Raw genomic sequence first — 15,660 nt, 5'->3', positions numbered from 1 at the left:
GATATAAAGATTTCAAAAAATTAAAACTGGCAAAAGTGTATCACGAACTGAATTTATCGTCGTAATACACTGTTCAATTGAGTGTTAAGAGGTTTTGAAATAAGAAGGTTGGTTTATCGGCGATTTTCTAAAAGAATTTTAACAGCGAGTCCGGCTAATACAGTTCCCATGAGCCAGCGTTGTATATTTGCCCAAAGAGGCTTTTCTTGTAGAAAAAGCGCAATGCTACCGGCAGAAAGTACAATAAGAGCATTTACTGAAACGCTTACAAAAATTTGAATCGTACCAAGTTGGATTGATTGCCATAAAATACTGCCTTGTTGTGGGTGAATAAACTGTGGCAGTAAAGATAAATACATAATGGCAATTTTAGGATTAAGCAAGTTTGTGGCAAAACCCATTAAAAAGAGTTTAGCTGGGGAGTCTACTGATAAATCTTTTACATTAAAAATAGGGGAGGCATTGGGACGTAGTGCTTTCCATGCAAGCCAGAGTAAATAAATTGCACCCGCAATACGAATGGTGTCATAGGCGTAGGGAACAGCTACAATTAACGCCGTAATACCAAAAGATGCGCAAAGCATATAAAAGATAAAGCCTACAGCTACCCCACCTAAAGAAATAAATCCAGCGGTTTTCCCTTGGCAAATCGAACGAGAAATAAGGTAAATCATATTGGGACCAGGAGTGAGTACCATCGCCAAACAAATTAGTCCAAATGCCAAAATTTGAGAAAGCTCTAGCATGCGAAAACACTCCAATATTATTATGTTGCTAGGTATAACATAATTATTTTTAGAAGTCTTATATTCAAGCACAAGGCTATTTTTAAAATACTGAAAATAGCGAAGATATAATCCATTATAGGAATGTGATGTATAAGCTTTGATTTTAAAAAAGCTTATATTCTTAATATAAAAAAAGAGCCCCCTTAATTTAAGGAGGCTCTTTTTTACGTTCTTTTTAGCAAAGTAAAGCTGATTAGTTTCCTTTGCTCATTTGTTCAAGCACGTCCCAACGTTCCAATTTTTCAAGTAATAACTCGTCAATTTCTGTAAGACGTTGGCTTGCTTTTGTTGCTGCATCAGCATCTTTAACAAACCATGAACCATCTGCAAGTTTCTCAGAAAGTTCTGCTTGCTCCTTTTCTAAGTTTTCAATTTCAGCGGGTAATTGTTCAAGTTCACGCTGATCTTTATAACTAAGTTTTACTTTTTTAACACTGTTCTGAGCTGCGGCTTTTTCAGCTTCAGCTTTTGCCTGAGCTTTTTTTACATCAGATTTCTGGTCTACAACTTTATCATCTGGACGCTGTTGCAAATAGTCTTGATATCCACCGATGTATTCTGCAATGTTACCTTTACCATCAAATACCCACGTCGATGTTACTACGTTATCCATAAACGCACGGTCATGGCTAATGAGAAGCAAAGTGCCTTTGTATTCAGCTAACATTTCTTCAAGTAGCTCAAGGGTTACCATATCCAAGTCATTGGTTGGCTCATCCATTACAATCAGATTGGATGGTTTGAGCAGCAATTTAGCCAGTAAGATACGATTTCGTTCACCACCAGAAAGTGCTTTTACTGGAGTACGTGCACGTTCAGGTGAAAATAAGAAGTCTTGTAGATAGCTGTAGATATGACGACGGTTGCCATTCACATCAACGAAGTCAGAGCCTTCTGAAACGTTGGCCATTACCGTTTTTTCAAGGTCTAAGGCATTACGCAACTGGTCAAAATAAGCAACTTCTAACTGTGTGCCTGTTTTAACTGAGCCGCCATGTTCGATTGTACCTAAAATAGCTTTAATTAAGGTTGTTTTACCAACACCGTTATCGCCGACTAAACCAATACGGTCACCGCGCATGACAAGGGCAGAAAAATCTTTGATGAGTAGATTGTCACCATAAGATACGCTTAAATGTTCGATATCGAATACTAATTTACCAGAACGATTTGCATCTTGAGTTGCCATACTCACTTTGCCTTGTTGTGAGCGGCGTGCTTTAGATTCTTCTCGTAAAGCTTTTAGGGCACGAACACGGCCTTCATTACGCGTACGACGTGCCTTAATACCTTGGCGAATCCAAGCCTCTTCTTCAGCTAGCTTTTTATCAAATAAAGCATTCTGTTTTTCTTCGGCTTCCATTTGCTGAGCTTTAAGCTCTAAATAACGTGAATAGTTACCTTCATAAGTGCGTAAAACGCCTCGATCGAGTTCTACAATTCGAGTTGCAATGCTATCCACAAAAGAACGGTCATGCGAGATAAACAGAAGCGTTAAATTATTTTGATCTAGTAAAAATTTTTCTAACCATTCAATACTTTCAACGTCTAAATGGTTCGTTGGTTCGTCTAGAAGTAATACATCTGGTTGCGTCAATAGAGCGCGAGCTAATAAAACACGGCGTTTACGTCCACCAGATAGGTCTGCCAAGTCGGCATTTGGATCGAGACCCATTTTGCTTAGAAGAGCATTTACTTTATTTTCGAGTGCCCAACCGTCTAATTGGTCTAGCTTATGCTGAAGGTTACCCATACGATCACAGGCTTCCATATCTCCTAGCATACAAGCGTCAGTCGCTTCATGATAAGCTCTGAGTACTTCTGCTGCTTCTCCTGCACCATCTGCCACAATGTCGGCTACTTTGCCAGAGTCCATTGGAACGTCTTGGGCTAACATTGAAACAGTTAGACCATTTTGAATGGAAACTTCACCAGAATCTGGTAATAGGCTTCCCTCGATCAGTTTAAGTAAAGTAGACTTACCTTCACCATTACGCCCAATTAAACAGACTCGTTCGCCACGTTCTAGATTAAAGTTCGCGCCATCGAGCAGGGCAGGTCCGCCAAAAGCAAGTTGGACATCCCTTAGGGTAATATAGGCCATAATGTTTTCCAGAATCTCAAATGAGGATTTAAATGACTAAACCACCATATCATGATGATCAAGCGTCATTGTCCGCACCCATTGAAGATTTGCAAGTGCGAATTACATTTTTGGATGATTTAGTTGAAGAATTAAATCAACAACTCGCTATTCAGACCCAAGAAATAGCTGATTTAAAAAAACAAATGCAATTTCTTTATCAACGTGTGGAATCATCGGATTTATCAGATGGCATAGCACCTTTTGACCCATTAACCAATAAACCTCCTCACTATTAATAAAATGGCAAGTTCAATACTTGCCATTTTATTAGGGGGTATTTATGAATTTTGCTTAAAAACCATGTAATACGATCTTCCCTTTTATTGTACCACTTTCAATTTGCTGGTGAACCAACTTTAAGTTTTGCGCATTAATCGGGGTTAAAGTTTGCGTAACTGTGGTTTTGATTTTACCCGCGTCAACAAGTTCGGCAACCTCATTGAGTAATTCACTTTGTTTAACCATGTCTTGGGTTTGATACATGGAGCGAGTGAACATAAACTCCCAATGCACTGATACAGACTTAGATTTAAAAGGTTTAATATCTAACTGTGCCGGATCATCAATTAAGCCAAAATGGCCTTGCGGTGCAATCAACTCTACGATGTCTGCTAAATGTTGATCAGTTTGGGTAGTCGAGAATACATATAAAGGTGCATTTAAACCTAATTGCTTGATTTGTGTTGCTAAAGGTTGACTATGATCTAACACATATTCGGCACCGAGTTGCTTAACCCACTCTTTAGTTTCTGCTCGTGAGGCTGTTGTAATAATCGTTAGGTTAGTCAACTGCTTGAGTAGTTGAATTGTGATTGAACCAACACCGCCAGCTCCCCCAATCACTAATATTGATGTATTTTCTGGGGCAACTTTTGGGACCTGTAACCGATCAAATAACATTTCCCACGCCGTGATTGCGGTTAAAGGAAGGGCCGCTGCTTCTGTAGGTTCTAAGGTCTTTGGTTTATGGCCCACAATGCGTTCATCAACCAACTGCAGCTCACTATTACTGCCTTGGCGATTGAGTGCACCTGCATACCAAACCACATCTCCGACTTTAAATTGTGAGACTTTGTCTCCAATGGCTTCAACGACACCTACCGCATCCCAACCAAGAGTCTTCCACTGATTATTATCTGCGCTTACATTCTTACGAATTTTTGTGTCTACAGGGTTCACAGAGACCGCTTGGACACGGACAAGTAGATCATGACTTTCTGCAACAGGTGTCTCTAGTTCGACTTCAACCAGTGCCTCTGGTGATGTAATCGGACCTGCTTTTTGATATGCCACAGCTTTCATAATAATAATTCCTCTTGTTGGGAGTTTGATCATAACGTAAGCTTAAATTGGGTGACTACAGACAAATAACGCTCATAGTGTCAAAAAGGATACTGTAAAATGGCAAAAGCACGACATTCAAGTTTTGATTGCTCTCCGGGTTGTTCAGTTGAAGCAGCCATTAGTCTGATTGATGGAAAGTGGAAATGCGTCATTCTTTGGCATTTATTTAATGAAGGCACCTTAAGATTTAATGAAATTCGAAAGCGTGTTCCAAGCATTACCCAAAGAATGCTGACAAATCAGTTACGTGAGTTAGAACAAGACGGGATTATTCATCGAGAAGTTTATCCTCAAGTCCCACCTAAGGTTGAGTACTCTCTAACTGATTTAGGACAAAGCCTAGAGCAAATCTTGTTTGCTTTAAAACTGTGGGGAGATGCTCATCTTGATCGGTTTGGTAAATTGGCATTGGTTGCGAGCGATCAGAACCCTTAAACATATTTAAATAATCTCACGGCAATTTGCACCGTGAAATACCGATATTTTGGGTCTTGCGATCTTATCGGGCATTATTTTTATGATGTAACTTGCGTTTTCTGGTCAGCTTATGCAACTCTAATAAAAGAGATTAATAGGTTTTGCTATGGACAATATGGGAATTTGGGTTACCGTTATCATTGTTCTTTTCGTAATAGGCTCCATTTTTGGTTTAAGAGTGAGCCCACGTGAAAAGGCACTTGGTATTATGCGAGATAAAGCCCGTAAAATAGGGTTACATCCGCGTGTAATTGTTGCACCTGAATGGACACATGTCCCAATGGCCACTGAAAAACGTGCCAGCATGGTTGCTTATTATAGTGTATTGATTCCTGATGCCCGTTTATCTCTAATGCGTGCTCGTGTTATAGACGGCAAGTTAAAAGTAATTCAGGGTGATGAGAAATTTAATGATTCTCCCATTGCATTAAAAGGGATTTATGCTATTGATATGCAGGCAAACTGTGTAGGGCTTTATTGGGATGAGGAATCAGACCTAAGAGCGACACAATTAGATGAGATGAAGGCTTATCTATTGGCCTTGGCTAAAGCCTGATTTTTAAATTTATTGGTATAGGAATAACATTTTATATGGCGAATACCTCGCGCTCTGCATCTCAAAGCACAGCATCTACTGCACCTGCTGCACATAAACGTGCCTTAGTGATTGTGGAGTCGCCTGCCAAAGCGAAAACCATCAATAAATATTTGGGTTCGCAATTCATTGTAAAGTCTTCTGTAGGTCACGTACGTGACTTGCCAACAGGCGGCAGTAAATCAACAGAGAAAAAGCCGGCTGCCCGGACTAAACTCACCGAGGCCGAAAAAGAACAAAAAGCTAGTCAGGCTTTAGTTAATCGTATGGGGGTTGATCCTGAACATGGTTGGGAAGCTCATTACGAAGTTCTGCCTGGCAAAGAAAATGTTGTTGCTGAACTCAAAAAACTCGCCAAAGATGCCGATGCAATCTATCTCGCAACGGATTTGGATAGAGAAGGGGAAGCCATTGCTTGGCACCTAAGAGAAGTTATCGGTGGTGATGACAGTCGTTATCACCGCGTAGTGTTCAACGAAATTACCAAAAATGCCATTCAAGAAGCATTTAAACAGCCAACACGTCTAGATCTAAATCGTGTGAATGCTCAGCAAGCACGCCGTTTCTTAGACCGTGTAGTGGGCTTTATGGTTTCGCCATTACTTTGGGAAAAAATTGCCCGTGGTTTATCTGCCGGACGTGTGCAGTCAGTAGCGGTGAAACTGGTTGTAGAGCGTGAGCGTGAAATCCGTGCGTTTATTCCAGAAGAATATTGGCAAGTTTTTGCAGATACTCAGTCCAAAAAAGATGATATTCGTCTTGAAGCATTTAGACAGGCTGGTAAAACCCTTAAACTGAAAAATAAAGCTGAAACTGATGCTTTATTAGATGTTTTAAAAGGTGCTGAATATAAAGTTGCACAGCGTGAAGATAAACCAACTAAGGTCAATCCAAGCGCACCTTACATTACTTCAACTTTGCAACAGGCTGCGAGTACACGTTTAGGTTTTTCTGTGAAGAAAACCATGATGTTGGCTCAGCGTTTATATGAAGCAGGTTTTATTACCTATATGCGTACTGACTCAACTTTCTTGAGTGATGATGCGGTAAGCATGGTACGTGCCCATATTGAAAGCCAATATGGTGAAAAATATTTACCGGCAAAGCCAAACCGCTATGGTAACAAAGCGGGTGCTCAAGAAGCCCATGAAGCGATTCGTCCATCAAATGTTGCACTTACTGGCGATCAGCTTGCGGGTGTAGAGCGTGATGCTCAACGCCTATATGATTTGATCTGGCGTCAGTTTGTTGCGTGTCAAATGACACCAGCAGAATATCTATCTTCTACTTTGATTGTTGAAGCAGCGAATGTTGAGTTAAAGGCGAAAGGCCGTACGCTTGTATTTGAAGGCTTTACTAAAGTGCGTGGCGCGAATAAGTCAGATGACGATATTATTTTACCTGCTATTAAAGTAGGCGAAATCTTAAAGTTAGAAAAGTTAGATCCAAGTCAGCACTTTACTAAACCACCTGCACGTTTTACTGAAGCATCTTTAGTTAAAGAGCTTGAAAAACGTAGTATTGGCCGCCCTTCGACCTATGCTGCTATTATTTCTACCATTCAGGAACGTGGTTACGTTAAGTTAGAAAACCGTCGTCTTTTCGCCGAAAAAATGGGTGAAATTGTGACGGATCGTCTGGATGAAAGTTTTAATAACTTGATGAATTATGCCTTTACGGCAGATCTCGAAGGTCAGCTTGATAAAGTCGCAACGGGTGAGCGTAACTGGAAAGAGTTGCTAGACACTTTCTATGGCGACTTTAAGAAACGCCTAACCAATGCTCAGGGTGAGCAGGGAATGCGCCGTAACCAACCGGTTGAAGTACCAGCAGTACATTGCCCTGAATGCTCACGTCCAATGCAGATTCGTACGGGTACAACTGGTGTATTCCTAGGGTGTTCTGGCTATAACTTGCCGCCTAAAGAACGTTGTAAAGGTACACTGAACTTAACACCTGTTGAGTCTTTGGCTGCGCTATCTGATGATGATGGTGCTGAAACCGCGGACTTGATGTCTAAGCATCGCTGTGAGAAATGTGGCACTGCCATGGACAGCTATGTGATTGATGGTGGTCGTAAACTGCACGTATGTGGTAATAACCCAGACTGTGATGGTTTTGAGCTTGAAGAAGGTGAGTTCAAGATTAAGGGTTATGATGGCCCAACGATTCCATGTGATAAATGTGATGGTGAAATGCAGCTTAAGACGGGACGTTTTGGTCCATATTTCGCTTGTACCAGCTGTGACAATACACGTAAAGTCTTGAAGAGTGGTCAACCTGCACCTCCACGTGTAGAGCCAATCAAGATGGAACACCTACGTTCAGCGAAACATGATGACTTCTTTGTGTTACGTGATGGCGCAGCAGGTTTATTCTTGGCAGCGAGTAAATTCCCGAAAATTCGTGAAACACGCGCACCAAAAGTCGCAGAGTTACGTAGTGTTGCAGCTCAACTTGATCCGAAATATCAATTTATTTTGCAAGCACCAGATGTAGATCCAGAAGGTAATCCAGCAGTTGTGAAATTCAGTCGTAAGAATCAATCACAATATGTAGGCTCGGAAACCCCAGAAGGTAAACAAACTAAATGGAGCCTAATTTATCAAGATGGTAAATGGGTTGAGGGCTAATCAAGTCCAACATAAAAAATGCTAGCTCAGCTAGCATTTTTTATGTCTAAAACAATAAAGAAAATTTTAATTTTATGGGGAATAAGAATGTGGAAAAACATTCGGATCTTATGCTTATTAATTATTTTATTGATTGTTGCTGTTCAGGCATGGCGAGATCAAAATCAAGACTGGAATCACACCGTTGTAGTCGTTCTACATCCAGTGAATGCTGATGGTTTACAATCAACGCAGAGCTATATTCATCAGTTAAAAAACGAAGATTTTTGGGCAATTAAAAACTATCTAGATGAATGGTCACAGCATTATCGTGGGCAAACAGGAAACTTTGTAATTCGCTTAGGACAGCCGTTGCAGCAACGACCACCAGAGGTTCCTCAAAAGGCCAATATCTTGCATGTTATTTGGTGGAGCTTAAAGTTTCGTTTTTATGCATGGCGACAACAACAACCCGAGGATAGTGGAGCCTCACTCAAACTTTACTTAAATTATTATGATCCAAATTATCAGAAAGTCTTGATCCATTCGACTGCTTTAGAAAAAGGTCGCATTGGTAGTGTTAATTTATTTGCGACCAAAACACAAGCTTCACAAAATCAGGTCGTGATTGTTCATGAGTTATTACATGGCTTTGGAGCACAGGACAAATATGATTTAAAAACAGGACAGCCGGTTTATCCTCTAGGCTACGCTCAACCAAAAAAAATTCCTCTTTATCCGCAAAATCAAGCTGAAATTATGGGAGGTCGCACTGCCTTATCTGAGCAGAGTAGTAAAATGCCCAATAATTTACAAGAAACGATCATAGGTTTACCTACTGCCCGAGAAATTGGCTGGGTGAAATAAAACTGTGGATAAATACTGCTTTATCCACATCAATTGTTAAGAAACGATGCAGATTTTATACAGACAAAAAGTGTGAAGTACATCACTATTGTTAGGTAGATGAAATTCTAATACCTGATAATAAGAGTAGCCATGATGAAAACTGTAGGTAATGATTTGGTACGTAATCAGTTACATGCTGACCGTAAATGGTATTTGATATTAGGCTTTGTGCTTATTGGTTTTGGTCTGATTTTATTTAGTTCATTGCCATTTGCGACTTTTTCTGTCGTTTTTTTATTTGGAATACTCATGATGGTCGGAGGTGTGTTACATCTCGTCGCGGCGATGAGTGTTTTTAAAGGCGCAAGCCGATGGTTATGGGCACTGTTTGGTCTGCTGTATCTCATGGCTGGCTATTACGCTTTTTCTACTCCAGTCACTACAGCTGTGGTTTTGACAAGCCTATTATCTATAGCGCTTATCATTGCTGGTGCTATACGTACTATAAATGCAATTTTACTTAAGCCTATTACAGGCTGGGGCTGGACCTTGTTTTCAGGACTGCTCACCTTATTTACTGGTATTTTAATTTTGGTTTCTAAAGATTCACCTTTTTGGGTGCTGGGAATGTTCCTTGCTGTTGATATCTTATTTCAGGGAATTAACTTCCTTGGCTTAGCTTCAGCTATCAAACATCTTCCATCTAGTTCAAAAACAGTATCTTAAAAAATAATATTGACTCAAAGAGCACTTTAAGTGCTCTTTTTGTTTTTAGGAGGGGCAGACCCATCTTTGTTGGGCTCTGTTAAACTATGCCTTGGTGTGTTAGCGATATGTGTTATGAGTCTTGCAAAATTAATTAATGAACTAAATGCTCAGCAAAAAAAAGCAGCAACAACGTCTGTGCAGAACTGTTTAGTTTTGGCGGGTGCTGGTTGTGGCAAGACGAAAACGATTGTTGCGCGTGCAGCCTATTTAATTGATCAGGGCTTACCAGCGAACCAAATTCAGATTTTAACTTTTACTCGACGCGCTGCGAGTGAAATTGTTGCAAGAGTAGAACAACATGTGGGAGCACAGGCAAAGGGTCTGAGAGCTTCAACTTTTCATACTTTTTGTATGTATTTACTGCGCCGTAATCCACAAGCTTTTGGGTTAAATCAATTTAGTATTATTGATCGTGATGATCAGTTGCTCATGTTTCGCTTATTAAGAGGCAAAGACAAAGATAACGTCTTACCTAAAGCCGCAGAGCTATGCGATTTATATTCTTATGCCCGAAATACTCAAACAAAGCTTTCTGACGCATTAATCAAACAGCTTCCAGAAGCCTATGACCATAAGACTCAAATTGCAGATTTGATGAAAACCTATGAGCAGCGAAAAAGAGAGCGTAATTTTTTAGATTATGACGATATTCTCTCAATTGTGGCTGTTCATTTGCAAAATTCTGAAGCACTCACCAATTGGGTTGCAGGTTTTTGTCAGGCATTGCTGGTTGATGAAATGCAAGACACTAATCCTTTGCAATGGGCTTTATTGCAGCCGTTGATTGGTAAAGTGAAGCTGTTTTGTGTTGGCGATGATGCCCAGTCGATTTATGGTTTTCGCGGTGCTGACTTTGAAAATATCCATTCTTTTAAAGAGCGGATACCTGACGCAGTCATTCATACACTGGATTTAAATTACCGCTCGACTCAAGAAATTTTAGATTTATCAAATTGGTTATTGGAACACAGTCCAATTGATTATCAAAAACAGCTGCAAGCCCATCGTGGTCAAGGCCAAAAGCCTCACCTACATTTGTTTGGTAATGAGTATGAAGAAGCAAACTGGATTGCACAGGATTTAATAACGCGACATCAGCAAGGTGCAAACTGGCACGACCATATGATTTTAGTGCGTTCTGGCTATAGTGCACGATATCTGGAAGGGGCCTTTATTGCTGCTGAACTACCTTACCGTTTTATTGGTGGTGTAAAACTTCTTGAGTCGGCCCATGTAAAAGATGTGCTTAGCCTGCTACGTATTGTGAGTAATCCTCACGATGATTTGGCGTGGATGCGTTTCTTAACTTTGTGGGATGGTATTGGTGATGTTGGAGCAAGTAAGCTCGCTCAAGAGCTGATGGGAATTGCTGATGTTGAGGAGCGCTGCAATCGTCTAGAACGTCATGGCAAAGTTCCTTTACAAGCGATTTTAATTTTAAAACAGCTAGATGTATTACAGCAGCATGTTGAAGCAAGTATTGGCTTAGCACTCGATGCTTTAGGTGAACAACTAGAGCAAAATTATAAGACTAAAGATTGGTCACGCCGCTTAAAAGACTTTGATTTGGTCAAGCAGCTTGCTCGTAAACACGCATCTTTAGGTGAATTTCTTGAAGAATATGTGCTTGAACCTATTTCAGTTTCTGAAATTGAAAAAGCAGCTGATCAGGATTTAGTGACTTTAATTACGATTCATTCAGCTAAAGGTGCTGAACAGAAAGTCTGTTATGTACCTCATGTATCACCAAATCAATATCCTTATGCAAGGGCACAGGGCGATTTTGATGATGTCGAAGAAGAGCGCCGCGTATTGTATGTTGCATTAACACGTGCAGAAAATGAATTAATTTTGACTAAGCAAAACCTCAATACATGGTCAGAAGACAATTATGACGAACAAGGTCGTAAAATAGAAAGTTATTTCCTAAATGATCTTCCTGCACATTTAGTTCAGGCAAAGATTCATAGGCAAGTACCTCAGCCATTTGCTAAAAAGCAATGGAACCGCTCACCTGCAGTAAATTTAGGTTTTGGTATCGATCTGGATTAAACTACTGTATAAGACACTGTGATTACTTAAATATATTGGCTGCTCCCTTTAATTGCCAATTAAGGTTAGAAAATGAAGATATTAGTTCGTAATTTAGATCGTGCTGTGAGTGAAACTGAAATTTTAGAGTTATTCAAAGCATTTGGTAAAGTTGAAACGTGTGTTCTTGTTACTGATAAAGACACAGGTAAATCAAAAGGTTTTGGTTTTGTTGAAATGCCTAACCCACGTGAAGCAATTAAGGCAATTAAAGGCTTAAACCTGCTTAAAGTTAAAGGCAATGGAATTCGCGTTAAAGCAGCTGAAGAATAGGTCTTCAGTGTGAAAAGACAGTTTTTAGCTCTTTCGATTGTCGCGCCAAATGGTACTCGTATCGCTGAAGGTATAAAAACACTTGAAGTGCGTTCATGGGTACCTACAAAACTACCAATCAAAGATCTATTAATTGTCGAGAACCAAAATTTTTTGGTCAAAGATACTGATGAAGAAGAGGGAGTTGCTGTCGTTTTGGTTGATATCGACTCTATTCATGCTTGGCGAAATGATGAAATTGAGCCAGCATGTGCAACTGCTTGGAGCGAGGGATATTTTGCTTGGGTTTTAAGTAATGTTCGTCCTATAAGCCAGCCTTTAAAAACTTTAGCTAAACGTAAAATTTATCAAGTTGAGCTGGATTTACCATAAATAACGTTGATTTTATTAATGGAGTCGTTAAGCTAAAGATTAGCTGTTGCAATAGCGATTTTAAAACAGGAAAGTTTAGTTATGTCACGTGTTGCTCGTTATCATGCCGATCGTACCAATCAGAAGCTCTATTTTGCGCGCTTAGCGTGTCAACAGGCTGAACAGACCGATCATGTGCAGCAGATACAAGCTCACCGTGAAGCAGCTGTATTCCACCTACATGGTGCAATGTTAGCTTTCTTGCAAGAATTGGTACGTTATTATCGTTTAAATGATTTACAACCTACCTTAAAATCTATTGAGGAACATATGGCGGCAAAAGGGCAGGTTTCTCCTGAAGTCTCTGTTTTGCAGCAATTGGCAAAAGATGGTTTCGTTGCTGAGTTAAAGCGAGCTTATCGTATGTGCCAATATGCGCCGGAACCAAAAGAGCCGACCCCTGAAGAAGAGACATCCTCTAACCTGATTATCAAAGTAACTCAAGGTCCTCAATCTTGGTTGCCTGATGTCAAAATTTTGCGTGAATGGCATCGAGAATTAACCCATTTAATTGATGGTTTTCGTAATGAAATGGTCGAGTTCTAAAATTAAACTGTCCTAGTGCTTGAAATTTAGTGTGGATGTGCCTATATAAATAAGACAAGAGATGCAAAGTGCAAGGGTGCTTTGCCACCATGTTGAAACATGGAGGAAGTATATGTCTATACAGCAATTGAAAGAGTTATTTGGAAATCAAGAAGCAGTGTTGGAATTAGTCCAACTCGAAGGTGGTGAACTTGCCTTGCGTAATGCCGGTTCTGAGAATGAACCCTTGGTCAAAATTCAATTTAGTGATGAAGTAAAAGCAATCTTAGGTGAACAAACACCTGTGGTTGCCCAACATATGATTCAGGCTGCATTGTTTGGACTGCTTGAGAAGCAGGTAAATGAGTGGCAGGCTGAGGTAGTAGACGAACAGCCTAAATTCTTGAGCTAATAAAAAGCGTACTCTTGAGTACGCTTTTTATATCAGTTAATGAATAGTTGACTGATGGGCAAGCTCGATCTGATTTACTATATGATGGCTCATATTCTTTGCCATTTCCTCTTTAGCATAGAACACTTCACCAATATTCTCATCTCGAATGATAGCCGCTTCTTCTTTACTTTCTGCGCAAATTAACACCTGAATTTGAGGGTTTAATTGCTTAGCAATCGCCACAATACGGTGAATATCTAGAATATCCATAGGTGAAATCACCAAGAGCCGTGCATGCATGATATGTGCTTGAATTAAAACACTTGGCTCAGTCGCCACACCACTGACTGCTGCAATATTCGAGTTACGCAGTTTTTCTACGATTTCACGATTCTCTTCGGCAATAACGACTTTAATATTTTCATTAATTAAATTTTCAGTGATACGTCGTCCGACACCGCCGTATCCCACAATGACGACCTGATCGCGTAAATAAGCTTGATCAACTTCATCAGGTAACATTGCTAATGGGTCACCACTACGTTCAAGAAGCCGAGCTAAGTGAGAGCGCTCACGAATCCAGCGTTGTACTGGTTCAATTGCAGAGAATATAAAAGAGTTCAGCGTAATTGAAAATAAAGCACCAGCTAGAATCAGGTTTTGTGCTTCTAAAGTTAATAAACCTAATGAGACACCGAGAGTTGCTAAAATAAATGAGAACTCACCAATTTGGGCCAAACTCGCGCCAACTGTAAGGGCTGTATTAAGTGGATAGCGAAAGAATAAAACCAAAGCCATTGCAGCAAGTGTTTTACCTACCATAATAATGGCGATAACGGCCAAAATATGTAGCGGACGTTCAACAAGAATATGTGGGTCAAAAAGCATTCCCACAGAGACAAAAAACAGAATTGAGAAAATTTCGCGTAATGGAAGCGTTTCTTCTTCTGCGCGGTGGCTAAAGTCTGACTCTTTAACAACCATCCCCGCAAAGAAAGCCCCTAATGCCATTGAAACCCCAAAAATGGCATAAGACCCGTAGGCAATTGAAACAGCAGCCGCAACAACGGTCAGGGTAAATAACTCTCTTGAACCTAAACGAGCAACAAACTGCATAATAATAGGAACAACGCGTTTACCTACAATTAGCATAAAGGCAATAAAGCCAACTACTTTTAATAAAGTGAGCCCAAGGGTTAAACAAATATTACCATCTGCACCTGCTGGTGCTTTCCCGCCGAGTAAAACTGCTGTAGCTGGAAGGAGTACTAAAACAAGTACCATGACTAAATCTTCGACTAACAGCCAACCCACAGCAATTTTGCCGTTGACTGAATCTAAAAGACCTCGGTCTCCTAAAGCTTTTAATAATACAACAGTACTCGCACATGACAGACTTAAGCCAAAAACGAGTGCAGAACCAAAGCTCCAGCCCCATAGCATGGATACGCCAACTCCCAATAGAGTGGCGACCGCAATTTGTAAAATCGCGCCTGGTACAGCAATACGGCGAACGAGCAATAGGTCATTTAATGAAAAGTGCATACCTACACCAAACATCAGGAACATGACCCCGAGTTCTGCAAGCTGGTTAGCAAGATGCATATCAGCTTCTATGCCGGGTGTATTTGGACTAATAATAATTCCGGCAATTAAATAGCCGATAAGAGGGGGAAGTCGTAATCGGGCTGCAAGATAACCAAAGAAGAGGGCAACACCGAAACCAACAGCAAGTAAAACAATTAAATCTACGTCATGCGGCACTAAAAACTCCTTTTACGTGAGTTAGGCTAAAGACAAGCATAAAAAATGCCAAGGCGAAATATGTGGAAAGTTTAACAAAAAAAAGCCAGGTATAAAAAAAATGCAAAAAAAAACGACCTCATTGTGAAGTCGTTTTTTTCGAGGCTAAAATTATTTGATTTTAGCTTCTTTGAAAATCACGTGTTGACGGATTTTTGGATCAAATTTTTTGATTTCCATTTTTTCCGGCATAGTACGTTTGTTTTTAGTCGTGGTATAGAAATAACCTGTACCAGCTGTAGAAACGAGACGAATCTTATCACGCATTGTTCAGACTCCTTAGATTTTTTGACCTTGAGCACGAAGGTCTGCAACAACCTTTTCGATACCCAATTTGTCAATAATACGCATACCTTTAGTGGTTAAACGAAGACGTACAAAACGTTTTTCGCTTTCTAACCAGAAACGGTGGTGGTGCAGGTTCGGCTCGAACCGGCGCTTGGTTTTGTTGTTGGCGTGTGAGACGTTGTTACCAACGACTGGACGCTTGCCGGTAACTTGGCAAACCTTAGACATGGTGTAACTCCATTGATTCAGCCAACAGCAAATCTGTGGCCAGTCATACTAAATGTAAACGGATGAAT

Annotated in this window: 17 protein-coding genes; 11 read left to right on the top strand and 6 right to left on the bottom strand. The window is 40.3% G+C overall.

What is annotated here, in order from left to right; translation table 11 throughout:
* Positions 1–113: 113 nt before the first annotated feature.
* Together RMB03_RS01725 and RMB03_RS01720 are read right to left on the bottom strand one after the other, a co-directional pair.
* Complete coding sequence (locus RMB03_RS01725) at positions 114–746, bottom strand: LysE family translocator (protein ID WP_017388434.1); 633 nt, start codon at positions 744–746, stop codon at positions 114–116.
* A 235-nt stretch (positions 747–981) separates the two neighbouring features.
* Positions 982–2,892, bottom strand: a complete 1,911-nt coding sequence (locus tag RMB03_RS01720) for an ATP-binding cassette domain-containing protein (protein WP_056482973.1) — start codon at positions 2,890–2,892, stop codon at positions 982–984.
* 32 nt (positions 2,893–2,924) lie between these two features.
* Here RMB03_RS01720 and RMB03_RS01715 point away from each other — a divergent pair, with 32 nt between their 5' ends.
* Positions 2,925–3,170 (top strand): SlyX family protein, encoded by a 246-nt coding sequence (locus tag RMB03_RS01715; RefSeq protein WP_004641012.1) that lies wholly within the window; start codon positions 2,925–2,927, stop codon positions 3,168–3,170.
* A 55-nt stretch (positions 3,171–3,225) separates the two neighbouring features.
* Here RMB03_RS01715 and RMB03_RS01710 read toward each other — a convergent pair whose 3' ends face one another.
* Positions 3,226–4,236 (bottom strand): zinc-binding alcohol dehydrogenase family protein, encoded by a 1,011-nt coding sequence (locus RMB03_RS01710; protein ID WP_311073397.1) that lies wholly within the window; start codon positions 4,234–4,236, stop codon positions 3,226–3,228.
* 99 nt (positions 4,237–4,335) lie between these two features.
* Between RMB03_RS01710 and RMB03_RS01705 the strand changes: the two genes are divergently transcribed.
* From RMB03_RS01705 to RMB03_RS01660, 10 genes are all read left to right on the top strand, one after another.
* Positions 4,336–4,713, top strand: a complete 378-nt coding sequence (locus tag RMB03_RS01705; protein WP_017391321.1) for a helix-turn-helix domain-containing protein — start codon at positions 4,336–4,338, stop codon at positions 4,711–4,713.
* Between the two features lie 148 nt (positions 4,714–4,861).
* Positions 4,862–5,311: a hypothetical protein gene (locus RMB03_RS01700; protein WP_017391320.1), complete on the top strand. Its 450-nt coding sequence runs from the start codon at positions 4,862–4,864 to the stop codon at positions 5,309–5,311.
* A gap of 35 nt (positions 5,312–5,346) precedes the next feature.
* A complete protein-coding gene (gene topA, locus RMB03_RS01695) occupies positions 5,347–7,983 on the top strand; it encodes a type I DNA topoisomerase (protein ID WP_080026257.1) in 2,637 nt (878 codons plus the stop codon).
* Between the two features lie 87 nt (positions 7,984–8,070).
* A complete protein-coding gene (locus tag RMB03_RS01690) occupies positions 8,071–8,829 on the top strand; it encodes a hypothetical protein (RefSeq protein ID WP_311073392.1) in 759 nt (252 codons plus the stop codon).
* A 135-nt stretch (positions 8,830–8,964) separates the two neighbouring features.
* Positions 8,965–9,537 carry an HdeD family acid-resistance protein gene (locus RMB03_RS01685; RefSeq protein WP_311073604.1) on the top strand — a complete coding sequence of 191 codons (573 nt, stop codon included), beginning with the start codon at positions 8,965–8,967 and terminating at the stop codon, positions 9,535–9,537.
* A gap of 114 nt (positions 9,538–9,651) precedes the next feature.
* Entirely contained in the window at positions 9,652–11,631 is a 1,980-nt protein-coding gene (locus RMB03_RS01680; protein ID WP_311073390.1) for an ATP-dependent helicase, read from the top strand.
* Positions 11,632–11,703: 72 nt separating this feature from the next.
* Complete coding sequence (locus RMB03_RS01675; RefSeq protein WP_003654760.1) at positions 11,704–11,943, top strand: RNA-binding protein; 240 nt, start codon at positions 11,704–11,706, stop codon at positions 11,941–11,943.
* A gap of 9 nt (positions 11,944–11,952) precedes the next feature.
* The gene (locus RMB03_RS01670) at positions 11,953–12,315 is read left to right on the top strand and encodes an ASCH domain-containing protein (RefSeq protein WP_311073388.1); all 363 of its coding nucleotides are present in this window, start codon (positions 11,953–11,955) and stop codon (positions 12,313–12,315) included.
* An 81-nt stretch (positions 12,316–12,396) separates the two neighbouring features.
* Entirely contained in the window at positions 12,397–12,900 is a 504-nt protein-coding gene (locus RMB03_RS01665; protein WP_003654765.1) for a DUF6586 family protein, read from the top strand.
* Between the two features lie 112 nt (positions 12,901–13,012).
* Positions 13,013–13,291, top strand: coding sequence for a hypothetical protein (locus tag RMB03_RS01660; RefSeq protein WP_003654767.1), 279 nt, complete (start codon positions 13,013–13,015; stop codon positions 13,289–13,291).
* Between the two features lie 36 nt (positions 13,292–13,327).
* Here RMB03_RS01660 and RMB03_RS01655 read toward each other — a convergent pair whose 3' ends face one another.
* From RMB03_RS01655 to rpmB, 3 genes are all read right to left on the bottom strand, one after another.
* The gene (locus RMB03_RS01655; protein WP_311073384.1) at positions 13,328–15,037 is read right to left on the bottom strand and encodes a cation:proton antiporter; all 1,710 of its coding nucleotides are present in this window, start codon (positions 15,035–15,037) and stop codon (positions 13,328–13,330) included.
* A 150-nt stretch (positions 15,038–15,187) separates the two neighbouring features.
* On the bottom strand, positions 15,188–15,343 hold the full coding sequence (gene rpmG / locus RMB03_RS01650) for a 50S ribosomal protein L33 (protein WP_003654787.1): 156 nt from the start codon (positions 15,341–15,343) through the stop codon (positions 15,188–15,190).
* A 12-nt stretch (positions 15,344–15,355) separates the two neighbouring features.
* A complete protein-coding gene (gene rpmB, locus RMB03_RS01645; RefSeq protein ID WP_000048256.1) occupies positions 15,356–15,592 on the bottom strand; it encodes a 50S ribosomal protein L28 in 237 nt (78 codons plus the stop codon).
* Positions 15,593–15,660 lie beyond the last annotated feature (68 nt).

The organism is Acinetobacter sp. V91_7, assembly GCF_031799075.1.
GTDB classification, from domain to species: domain Bacteria; phylum Pseudomonadota; class Gammaproteobacteria; order Pseudomonadales; family Moraxellaceae; genus Acinetobacter; species Acinetobacter calcoaceticus.
This window is presented reverse-complemented; position numbering and strand designations above follow the sequence as displayed.

Excerpts from the sequence above, each read along its gene's own strand:
- RMB03_RS01725 (WP_017388434.1), bottom strand. The coding sequence starts at position 746 with ATGCTAGAGCTTTCTCAAATTTTGGCATTTGGACTAATTTGTTTGGCG.
- RMB03_RS01720 (WP_056482973.1), bottom strand. The coding sequence starts at position 2,892 with ATGGCCTATATTACCCTAAGGGATGTCCAACTTGCTTTTGGCGGACCT.
- RMB03_RS01715 (WP_004641012.1), top strand. The coding sequence starts at position 2,925 with ATGACTAAACCACCATATCATGATGATCAAGCGTCATTGTCCGCACCC.
- RMB03_RS01710 (WP_311073397.1), bottom strand. The coding sequence starts at position 4,236 with ATGAAAGCTGTGGCATATCAAAAAGCAGGTCCGATTACATCACCAGAG.
- RMB03_RS01705 (WP_017391321.1), top strand. The coding sequence starts at position 4,336 with ATGGCAAAAGCACGACATTCAAGTTTTGATTGCTCTCCGGGTTGTTCA.
- RMB03_RS01700 (WP_017391320.1), top strand. The coding sequence starts at position 4,862 with ATGGACAATATGGGAATTTGGGTTACCGTTATCATTGTTCTTTTCGTA.
- topA (WP_080026257.1), top strand. The coding sequence starts at position 5,347 with ATGGCGAATACCTCGCGCTCTGCATCTCAAAGCACAGCATCTACTGCA.
- RMB03_RS01690 (WP_311073392.1), top strand. The coding sequence starts at position 8,071 with ATGTGGAAAAACATTCGGATCTTATGCTTATTAATTATTTTATTGATT.
- RMB03_RS01685 (WP_311073604.1), top strand. The coding sequence starts at position 8,965 with ATGAAAACTGTAGGTAATGATTTGGTACGTAATCAGTTACATGCTGAC.
- RMB03_RS01680 (WP_311073390.1), top strand. The coding sequence starts at position 9,652 with ATGAGTCTTGCAAAATTAATTAATGAACTAAATGCTCAGCAAAAAAAA.
- RMB03_RS01675 (WP_003654760.1), top strand. The coding sequence starts at position 11,704 with ATGAAGATATTAGTTCGTAATTTAGATCGTGCTGTGAGTGAAACTGAA.
- RMB03_RS01665 (WP_003654765.1), top strand. The coding sequence starts at position 12,397 with ATGTCACGTGTTGCTCGTTATCATGCCGATCGTACCAATCAGAAGCTC.
- RMB03_RS01660 (WP_003654767.1), top strand. The coding sequence starts at position 13,013 with ATGTCTATACAGCAATTGAAAGAGTTATTTGGAAATCAAGAAGCAGTG.
- rpmG (WP_003654787.1), bottom strand. The coding sequence starts at position 15,343 with ATGCGTGATAAGATTCGTCTCGTTTCTACAGCTGGTACAGGTTATTTC.
- rpmB (WP_000048256.1), bottom strand. The coding sequence starts at position 15,592 with ATGTCTAAGGTTTGCCAAGTTACCGGCAAGCGTCCAGTCGTTGGTAAC.